This window comes from Mesorhizobium sp. M2C.T.Ca.TU.002.02.1.1 (assembly GCF_003997225.1).
The window spans coordinates 1-7,296 of sequence record NZ_RZTO01000265.1; the positions used below are offsets into that span (position 1 = coordinate 1).

A 7,296-nucleotide genomic window follows, 5' to 3' on the forward strand; every position below is an offset into this window, starting at 1 on the left:
GGCTGCTGCTCGTGGAATATGTCAGCAACAGCGCGCCGGAATCGTTGGCGATCTTGTTCGCCCATATGCCTCAGCTGCTGCTCCAGGTCGGGCTGGAGGGCCTGGAATCATGGACCCGCATCGGCATACGTATGGCCGAAGGAGATCGGGAAAGACGCCTGCGTTTCTTCCGTCTTGACGACCCCTCCGCCATCCGATGGCTGCAGCGGGCCAGCGGCCAGATCGGCTTTGCGGACATGGAAGCAAAGCTCAGGCCCTTTCTCACGGCGCTGTGGGGCGACAGCCCGCCACTTCGCGAGACGCCTTCCAACGCGCACGAGCAGACGCGACGGCGCGCCGGCTTCGACGGCAGCGTGGTCCGCCTGCCCTCATCCTTCCCCGGCTTCCAGTCCTCCGATGCCGGGCGCCTTTACCGCGCGGTGGTCGCCCATATCGGCGCTCATCTGCGCTTCACGCGCGAACGCTTTCCCATCGGCGGCCTCAAACCGGCACAGATCGCGCTGGTATCGCTGATCGAGGACGCTCGCGTCGAGCAGCTCGCAATTCGTGAACTGCCCGGGCTTGCGCGACTGTTCCTGCCTTTTCACACCGTGCAGCCATCGAGCGCCGTCACGGCGCCGGCCCTTTTCGCGCGGCTGGCGCGCGCGCTCGCCGATCCATCCTACGAGGATCCGAACCCGTGGATCGCCAAGGCGCGCGAGGCCTTTTTACGGGAAGACCCGCATGACCAGCAGCTCAGCCGGCGGATCGGTAACCTGCTTGGCAACGATCTCGGCCAGATGCGGATCCAGTTCGACCCCAGGAACTATGTCGTGCAGCCGCCGTATCGCGACGACAATCTCGGGCTTTGGGATTTCGGCGACGACGACAGTCAGGCAGCGGATGCCGAGCAGGTCCTGTCGTCGGCGCGCATCCGGCAAGAGGAGAACGACGAGCGTCCCGACCGCGTCGAACAGGAAAGCAGGCCGGACGGCGAGGCGGGGCGCGTGCAGATGGAGCCGCTGCGGATGGAAGGCGTGCTGGCGGCGCGCTACGCCGAGTACGACTACGTGACCGGCCGCGAGCAGCCCGACTGGGTGTCGGTCAAGGAATATCCGGCGAACGCAGCCCCGGCCGAGCAGGTGGCGAGGCTGCGCGATGAACGCGGCGACCTTGCCGGCAGGGTCACCGCGCTGATCCGTTCGGCCAGGGTCAGCCGCGCCGAGCGCCTGCGGCGGCAATCGGAGGGCGAATTCCTCGACATCGACGCCTGCATCGATGCAGCGATCGCACGTCGGATCGGGGAGACGCCGAGCCCGCGCATCCATGGCCGCTACGAGCGGCGCAGCCGTGACCTCTCGGTGCTGCTTTTGCTGGACGTTTCGCAATCGACCAACGATCGCGTCGCCAACGGGCGCCGGACCGTGCTCGACATCGAGCGCCAGGCCGCGGCGCTGCTGTCGCAGGCCATGTCCGGTCTCGACGATCCCTTCGCGATCGCCGCATTCTGTTCCGATCGTCGCGAGGACGTGCGCTATACACGGATCAAGGATTTCAGCCAGCCCTATGACAGCTTGGTCGAGGCGCGGCTGGCGGGGCTGCAAGGCAGCTTCTCGACCAGGCTCGGCGCCGCCATCCGGCACGCTGGCGCCGACCTCGCGACACAACGCAGCTACAGGCGACTGCTTCTCGTCGTCAGCGATGGCGAACCATCGGACATTGATGTCGAGGACCGTCGCTATTTGGTCGAAGACGCGCGCAAAGCAGTGCAAGGTCTCAGCCGCCTTGGCGTCAACACATTCTGTGTCGGGCTGGATTCCAACGCCGAATCTTATCTAGGCCGCATCTTTGGCCAGAAGAACGCCTTCAGCATCGCCACGATCGACCGACTGACCGACCTGCTGCCCAAGCTGTACCTGGCGCTCGGAAGATGACCACTACCGTGCCGCGCGTCGAAAATCGAATATTGTGAGGGGTCTTGAGGAGGCGTTTGCTTCATCGCGCGCTCAGGGGGCATCCGCGAGAAATGACAGGATAGCCGCCTAGAGAAACGCGATAAAATTTGCCCAGCCGCGACTTGCGCGCCGAAAAAGTAGGCAAATTCAGCCATTTGCGGAGACTGAAGCGCAGAGGCTTCGGCGGAAGGAACTGTGGGGATGGTGCCCAGAGGCGGATTCGAACCACCGACACGCGGATTTTCAGTCCGCTGCTCTACCAACTGAGCTATCTGGGCCTGTGCCGGCTAACGGGATCGCCTGCCGGGTTTCACGAAGGCACCAGGCGGCGCCCCTTGAAAGCGCGTGGGTTATAGCACGGGTATCTTGGCTGTCCAGAGCAATTCCAGGAAAAGTGTGCAGCGGTTTTCCGCCCCGGAATTGCTAAAAAAACAAGTGCAATTCCCGGAAAAAACGGGCGGCTCTTTCCTGCTCCTGAGTTGCGTGAAAACAAGCACTTAGCTTAGGCGTCGGCTTTGTCGGGAAAGAAAAATCGCTGGATTGAGCGGCCGCCGCCGCTCAATCCTCGTCCTTGGGCGAGGGACTTGGCTTGGGCGCGTCGTCCTCTTCCTCTTCCCCGTCACGGCCGGGGATGACATAGGCGCCTTTCAGCCAGCGATTGAGGTCGATGTCCTTGCAGCGCGCCGAGCAGAACGGATAATGCTCGCGCGCCGACGGTTTGCCGCATTCGGGGCAGGGCCGCTTCGGCCTCAGCGGCGTGACCTTGTCGCCCGAACTCATGTGTAGACGATGCTCATGGCCGCGCGACGTGCCAGTTCTTGTGCGCCTTGAAGCCTTCGCCGGAAAGCAACGCCACGCTTTCGTAGAGCGGCAGGCCGACCACATTGGTATAGGAGCCGACCAGCTTGACGACGAAGGAGCCGGCCAGGCCCTGTACCGCATAGCCGCCGGCCTTGCCGCGCCATTCGCCCGAGGCGACATAGGCGTCGATCTCCTCGCGCGGCAGCCGCTTGAAGCGAACCCTGGTCTCCACCAGCCGCTGGCGCAGCTTGCCGCCGGGCGTGATCAGGCAGATGCCGGAATAGACCCGGTGCGAGCGGCCGGAAAGCAGGCCGAGGCAATTGATGGCGTCGTCGATCGTCTCGGCCTTGGGCAGGATGCGCCGCCCCACCGCCACCACCGTGTCGGCGGCGAGGATGAAGGCAGGCGCATAGTCTTCCTCGCTTTTCAGCGAGGCCAGTGCCTTTTCGGCCTTGTCCTTGCAAAGACGCTTGGCCAGCGAGCGCGGATGCTCGGCGCGCAGCGGCGTCTCGTCGACATCGGCGGGCAGAATACGGTCCGGCTCGATGCCGGCCTGCTGCAAGAGTTCGATGCGGCGCGGCGAACCCGAGGCAAGCACGAGCTTCTGCAGGGTGCTCATCGCGCTTGACGCCGATTTGCTATTTGAAACGGTAGGTGATGCGGCCCTTGGTCAGGTCGTAAGGCGTCATCTCGACCAGGACCTTGTCGCCGGTCAGCACGCGGATGCGGTTCTTGCGCATGCGGCCGGCCGTGTGGGCGATGATCTCGTGCTCGTTTTCGAGCTTCACCCTGAACATCGCATTGGGCAGCAGTTCCGTGACCACGCCCGGAAATTCGAGGACTTCTTCCTTCGGCATTCGATACCTTTGCTTGGATTGCGCTCCGGCGCCTAGAGTATGATGCCGAAGCGGTTTTCGGACGACATCATGCTCTACTCTTGGTCTGGAGTCGGATGATTTCGGGTCGAACAGGCCCGAAATCATCCGACTCCAGCCGGAATTTGCGGCGGAACCTATATGATAATCGTCCGCTTGTGAACATGCTTAATCCGACGCGTTTTCTGCCTTCGGAAGCAGAAAACGTCGGCTTATGCGCGTCTTCAGCCGCTCGCGCACGTCGCGGTAGGCGGCCATGATGTGCTCGCGCGTCCCGCCTGTGTCGGTCGGGTCGGGCATCGGCCAGTATTCGACCTCGACGGCGAGCGAGCGGGTGAGCTCGAGCGCCGCATGGTGCGCCTCCGGCGCCAGCGTCACGATCAGGTCGAAATAATCGTCCTCCATATCCTCCAGCGTCCTGGGCTGGCGCTCGCCAAGCGAAAGGCCTTCTTCGGCGAGCACCGCATCGACGAACGGGTCGCGCTCGCCGGCGCGCACGCCGGCCGAAGCCACGAAGGTGGTGGCGGGCAGCATGCGGCGCGCCAATTGTTCGGCGATCGGCGAGCGCACGGCGTTCATGCCGCACAGGAACAGGATCGAGTGAGGCAGGGCGGCTCGCACTAGAGCATGATCCCGAACCGGAGGTCAGCGCACGCAAAAAGGGGGAACCGGTTTCCGGAGAAGATCATGCTCCAACAAAAGAGCATGATCCCGAAAAGTGGGAACCGGTTTTCGGAAAAGATCATGCTCCAACAAAGAGTTAGATCAGGATGGCGATTCAACGAAACGTCATCCTGATCTAGCCCCGCCAGTGCAGCACGCAGACCAGCGTGAACAGCCGTCGCGCCGTGTCGAAGTCGATCTCGATCTTGCCGGCGAGCCGGTCCATCAGGGTTTGCGAGCCCTCATTGTGCAGGCCGCGCCTGCCCATGTCGATCGCCTCGATATGGCTCGGCGTCGAGGAGCGGATGGCCTCGTAATAGCTTTCGCAGATCAGGTAATAGTCCTTGACGATACGCCTCAGCGGCGTCAGCGACAGGATGTGGGTGACCACCTCGGCGCCGTTCTCGCGGCTGACGGCGAAGACCAGGCGGGACTCGGCCAGCGAAAGCTTGAGCCTGTAAGGGCCCGCGCCGTCATCATTGACCGGCCGAAAACTGTTCTCCTCGATGAGGTCGAAGATCGCCACGGCCCGCTCGTGCTCGACGTCGGGCGTCGAACGTCCGATCGATTCGTCGAGCTCGACGTCGATCAGCCTGTCGCGGGTTTGGTTGTGGCCGGACATCGCTACATGTTCAACCTGATCGCGACGGAGCGGGCATGCGCGTCGAGCCCTTCGGCCTTGGCGAGCGCGATCGCGGCGGGCGCCAGCGCCTTGAGCTGCTCCGGGCCGAGCTTCAGGATCGAGCTGCGCTTGACGAAATCGAGCACCGACAGCCCGGAGGAAAACCGCGCCGAGCGTGCCGTCGGCAGGACGTGGTTGGAGCCGCCGACATAGTCGCCGATCACTTCCGGGGTGTGCCTGCCGATAAAGACGGCGCCTGCATTGCGCATCCTGGCAAGGAATGCCTCGGCATCGTCGAAGGCGAGCTCGACATGCTCTGCGGCGATTCTGTCGACCAGCGGCAGCGAGGCCTCGAGCGTCGGCACCAGGATGACCGCGCCGAAATCGCGCCAGCTCGCGGCCGCCGTCTCGCCGCGCGGCAGAACTTTCAGCTGGCGTTCGACGGCCTGCTCGACCGCCCTGCCAAAGTCTGCGTCGTCGGTGATCAGGATCGACTGCGCCGAAACGTCGTGCTCGGCCTGCGCCAAGAGGTCGGCGGCGATCCAGTCCGGATCGTTGTCGGCATCGGCCACCACCAGCACTTCCGACGGCCCGGCGATCATGTCGATGCCGACCGTGCCGAACACCTGGCGCTTGGCCGCCGCGACATAGGCATTGCCCGGCCCGACGATCTTGGCGACCGGCCTGATTGTCTCGGTGCCATAGGCAAGCGCCGCAACGGCCTGCGCGCCGCCGACGCGGTAGATTTCCGAAACGCCGGCAAGGTCGGCGGCCACCAGCACCAGCGGATTGATGACGCCGCCCGAGGCCGGCACCACGATGACGATGCGCTCGACGCCGGCGACCTTGGCCGGCACGGCGTTCATCAGCACCGAGCTCGGGTAGCTCGCCGTGCCGCCCGGCACGTAAAGGCCGACGGCTTCGATCGCCGTCCAGCGCGAGCCGAGCTCGACGCCGGCGGCATCCGTGTAGCGGTCGTCCTTCGGCTTCTGCCGCTCATGATGCGAACGGATACGGTCGCGCGCGAATTTGAGCGCCTCGACGGTCGCCGGATCGGCCGTTTCATAGGCCTTGGCGATGTCGTTCTTCGACACGGCGATGCCGAGCGCGCCGAGATCGGCCTTGTCGAACTTCAGCGTGTAGTCGATCAGCGCCTTGTCGCCTTCGGCGCGCACGCGCGCGACGATGTCGCGCACCACGGCCTCGACATCGGCCGACACCTCGCGCTTGGTGGTGAGGAAGGCCGAAAAGCGCTGCTCGAAATCGGCGTCCTGCTGACGGAGTGTGATGGCCATTGCGTTCAGCCTCTGTGCACGGGGCGCGAGGAGGCTTCCCAGGAGCCGCCGACATCGGCAAGCCTGGCCTCGACGCATTCGACGTCGAGCATGATGGTGCCGCCGCCCGAAAACACCAATTCGACGATGCCGGCCGGCTTGCTGATGGCGATGAAGCTGACCGCCAGCAGCGACAGCACCTCGGCCGGCTTGTCGCGCGCAATGCCGCTGGTCTTGGCGCCGAGCACGCGGTCGAAATGCAGAACGCTCTGCCGCCGTTCATTGTGCTGACGGAACAGACCGGATTTCGCCTCCCAGACGAAACGGTTCATGGTCAGCACGAAGCGCTTGGCCGCCGGCAGGTATTCGAGGTCGGAGACCTTCATCACGGCGTCCTGGACATGCGCCGAGACGATGCTCAAATCCTGTTCGTCGAGCGCGATGAGCTTGAGAGCTGCCATGCGGAATGCGCACCTGAAGGTTGGTTTCAGCCTCTGTTATGCGGTCTTTCCGGTCCGTGCAACCTCGGCACGGGCACAGCAGAAGGCAATCACGTCAGGTCTGCGCCGCCCCTCATCGCCCTGCCGGGCGCTTCTCCCCGTATAGCGACGGGGAGAAGGAGCGATTTCGCCAATCGCAAACGGCGCAGGAAGGGCGCCAAGTCTGCAGTCACGGCCTTCTCCCCGTTTGCGGGGAGAAGGTGCCTGAAGGGCGGATGAGGGGCTGCGCCGACCTGAGCCTTTGGGCTCCAGCAGGGGAAGACCGCTCTTATTCGCAAGGCTTGCCTTGCGATCACTCAGCCCGAAATGCGCTCGATCACCGCGCCGCAGCCGGAGAGCTTCTCTTCCAGCCGCTCGAAGCCGCGGTCGAGATGGTAGACGCGGTTGACCGTGGTCTCGCCCTCGGCCGCAAGGCCGGCGATGACAAGCGACACCGAGGCGCGCAGGTCGGTCGCCATCACGGGAGCGCCCTTGAGCTTGGCGACGCCGTCGACGATCGCCGTCTGGCCGGAAAGCGTGATGTGGGCGCCGAGGCGCGCGAGTTCCTGAACATGCATGAAGCGGTTCTCGAAGATCGTCTCGGTGATGCGCGACTTGCCCTTGGCCATCGTCATCAGACCCATGAAC

The 7,296-nt window shown here is 64.3% G+C and carries 8 protein-coding genes, 1 tRNA gene and 1 pseudogene; 1 reads left to right on the top strand and 9 read right to left on the bottom strand.

Going from position 1 to position 7,296, the window contains the following annotated elements:
* Positions 1 to 1,913 (top strand): VWA domain-containing protein (locus tag EOD07_RS15905; RefSeq protein ID WP_127236152.1); only part of this gene is annotated, 1,913 nt, incomplete at its 5' end.
* A 223-nt stretch (positions 1,914 to 2,136) separates the two neighbouring features.
* On the opposite strand, the gene EOD07_RS15910 is transcribed toward EOD07_RS15905, so the two are convergent.
* The 9 genes and pseudogenes from EOD07_RS15910 to EOD07_RS15960 all read right to left on the bottom strand — a co-directional run.
* Positions 2,137 to 2,212: transfer RNA gene (locus EOD07_RS15910), tRNA-Phe, on the bottom strand.
* 280 nt (positions 2,213 to 2,492) lie between these two features.
* Positions 2,493 to 2,714, bottom strand: coding sequence for a DNA gyrase inhibitor YacG (gene yacG, locus EOD07_RS15920; protein ID WP_040989440.1), 222 nt, complete (start codon positions 2,712 to 2,714; stop codon positions 2,493 to 2,495).
* Between the two features lie 13 nt (positions 2,715 to 2,727).
* A complete protein-coding gene (locus EOD07_RS15925; protein ID WP_040989438.1) occupies positions 2,728 to 3,354 on the bottom strand; it encodes a Maf-like protein in 627 nt (208 codons plus the stop codon).
* Positions 3,355 to 3,373: 19 nt separating this feature from the next.
* Positions 3,374 to 3,592, bottom strand: a complete 219-nt coding sequence (infA, locus tag EOD07_RS15930) for a translation initiation factor IF-1 (protein WP_006200926.1) — start codon at positions 3,590 to 3,592, stop codon at positions 3,374 to 3,376.
* Positions 3,593 to 3,778: 186 nt separating this feature from the next.
* Complete coding sequence (locus EOD07_RS15935; protein WP_281059058.1) at positions 3,779 to 4,231, bottom strand: low molecular weight phosphatase family protein; 453 nt, start codon at positions 4,229 to 4,231, stop codon at positions 3,779 to 3,781.
* A gap of 178 nt (positions 4,232 to 4,409) precedes the next feature.
* Positions 4,410 to 4,895, bottom strand: coding sequence for a UPF0262 family protein (locus EOD07_RS15940; protein ID WP_040989433.1), 486 nt, complete (start codon positions 4,893 to 4,895; stop codon positions 4,410 to 4,412).
* A gap of 2 nt (positions 4,896 to 4,897) precedes the next feature.
* Positions 4,898 to 6,190, bottom strand: a complete 1,293-nt coding sequence (gene hisD / locus EOD07_RS15945) for a histidinol dehydrogenase (protein WP_127236154.1) — start codon at positions 6,188 to 6,190, stop codon at positions 4,898 to 4,900.
* A 5-nt stretch (positions 6,191 to 6,195) separates the two neighbouring features.
* Entirely contained in the window at positions 6,196 to 6,630 is a 435-nt protein-coding gene (locus EOD07_RS15950; RefSeq protein WP_040989429.1) for a DUF2948 family protein, read from the bottom strand.
* A 335-nt stretch (positions 6,631 to 6,965) separates the two neighbouring features.
* A pseudogene (locus EOD07_RS15960) lies at positions 6,966 to 7,296 on the bottom strand (UDP-N-acetylglucosamine 1-carboxyvinyltransferase); the annotation flags it as partial.

Bases quoted from the DNA above. Each gene is read 5' to 3' on its own strand.
- infA (WP_006200926.1), bottom strand. From the start codon at position 3,592: ATGCCGAAGGAAGAAGTCCTCGAATTTCCGGGCGTGGTCACGGAACTG.
- EOD07_RS15940 (WP_040989433.1), bottom strand. From the start codon at position 4,895: ATGTCCGGCCACAACCAAACCCGCGACAGGCTGATCGACGTCGAGCTC.
- hisD (WP_127236154.1), bottom strand. From the start codon at position 6,190: ATGGCCATCACACTCCGTCAGCAGGACGCCGATTTCGAGCAGCGCTTT.
- EOD07_RS15950 (WP_040989429.1), bottom strand. From the start codon at position 6,630: ATGGCAGCTCTCAAGCTCATCGCGCTCGACGAACAGGATTTGAGCATC.
- EOD07_RS15925 (WP_040989438.1), bottom strand. From the start codon at position 3,354: ATGAGCACCCTGCAGAAGCTCGTGCTTGCCTCGGGTTCGCCGCGCCGC.
- yacG (WP_040989440.1), bottom strand. From the start codon at position 2,714: ATGAGTTCGGGCGACAAGGTCACGCCGCTGAGGCCGAAGCGGCCCTGC.